At 68.1% G+C, this 1,419-nt stretch carries 2 protein-coding genes; both read right to left on the bottom strand.

What is annotated here, in order from left to right; genetic code table 11:
• Positions 1-990 (bottom strand): DUF4175 family protein (locus tag EOA33_RS35680; protein WP_127407720.1); only part of this gene is annotated, 990 nt, incomplete at its 3' end.
• Positions 991-1,103: 113 nt separating this feature from the next.
• Positions 1,104-1,419: pyridoxal-phosphate dependent enzyme (locus EOA33_RS35675; RefSeq protein ID WP_127407719.1), on the bottom strand; the 316-nt coding region annotated here is incomplete at its 5' end.

The following is a 1,419-nucleotide window of genomic DNA, read 5'->3' as shown; positions in this document are numbered from 1 at the left end:
CGGCCACTGGGCCTTCGCCGTAATTCCGGACAAGCCGCCGGCAAAGCGGATCGCCGGCGGCTTGTCCGGAATTACGGCGAAGGCCCAGTGGCCGAGATCGTCCTCGCCTGATTTCAGCGTCAGCACGCCGTCGCCGGTCAGCTTGCCGGTGAACTGGCGCACTTTTGGCGCTGCTGTCGACACCGGCTTGGCGGCCTGCGGTCCGGCCGGGTCGATGGCGCGGGCATTGCCGTCCTTGTCGGCAAAGCTCAGCGTCTCCTCGCCCGAGCCACCGGTGACGCGCAGCGAGACATCGCTGCCCTGCGGCACGGTGAAGGTGGCGGCCGCCTGGTTGGCGTCGGCGGTGAGGAAGAGCGGCGGCTTGCCGGTATAGGCAGGTGGCGTCACCCAGGCGTCGATGCGCGGCGGAACGGCGTCGCGCGCGGCGCGGGCGACGAAGCCGTCGCTTATCCGGCCGCCTGACGGACCGAAGGAGAAGGCGAAGGCGGTGACCAGGAGCAGCGCCGCGACGGCGCGCAGGCCCCAGCGGTCGCGCTCCGGAACGCGTGCGCGCGGCCGGTCGGCGCCAAGACTGCCCAGCCGTTCAGCCATGCGCTTCTGGTGTTCGCGCCAAAGCGCCTGCGAGAAAATGCTTTCCTGACCGCTCGGGCGGTCGGTCTGCACCTGCACCGGGCTATGCAGCAGTTCATTGGCCGCTTCGATGCGCCGGTCGATCTCGGCTGCCGTCGGCAAGCGGAAGACGCTCAGCGGGTAGAGCGCTGCGAGGGCGGCTATGGCGAAGACAATCAGCACGCCGATGCGCGCGACGTCGGGCAGAAGCGGGAACAGGCCGAGCCAGGAGATGCTGAGGAACAGGCCGGCAAGGATGAGCAGCGGCAAAAGCAGCGGCCAGCCACGCTCGACCACCATGGAGGACCGCGTCGCCAGCCGGCTCAGGGCAAGACGCCCGGCCAGGCCACGATTGCCGCTGGAAGTGGGTCGTTGCGTCATCGGCCTTCCTGTCCGGGCGGGATGGCCCGAACCTCAGGACTAGAAGTGTACCAGCAAACACGGCAAAGGCGAGGCGGGTTCCAAAAACGTGAACCGTTCTTTCCGCTTTATGGTCAGAATTTTGCGGGGTCGGTGTTGGAGCCGCAGACCAGAACCGCGATGCGCTCGCCCGGCGAGGGCTGGTAGCGGCCGGAGAGCACCGCCGCGAAGGCCGCGGCACCGCCCGGCTCGGAAATGATTCGCACCCGGTCCCAGAGCGCCTTCTGCGCGGCGACGATGTCATCGTCGCTGATCAGGAGCGAACGCTCGACATAGGCCTCGGCGATCGGGAACATCATCTCTCCCACGCGCTTGGGTGCCAGAGAATCGGCGGCTATGCCTTCGGCTGGCGCATCGACTGGCCGGCCTGCCTCGAAGGCGCGATAAAGC

The sequence above is a fragment of the Mesorhizobium sp. M4A.F.Ca.ET.050.02.1.1 genome (assembly GCF_003997725.1).
In the GTDB taxonomy this organism is placed as follows: domain Bacteria; phylum Pseudomonadota; class Alphaproteobacteria; order Rhizobiales; family Rhizobiaceae; genus Mesorhizobium.
This window is presented reverse-complemented; position numbering and strand designations above follow the sequence as displayed.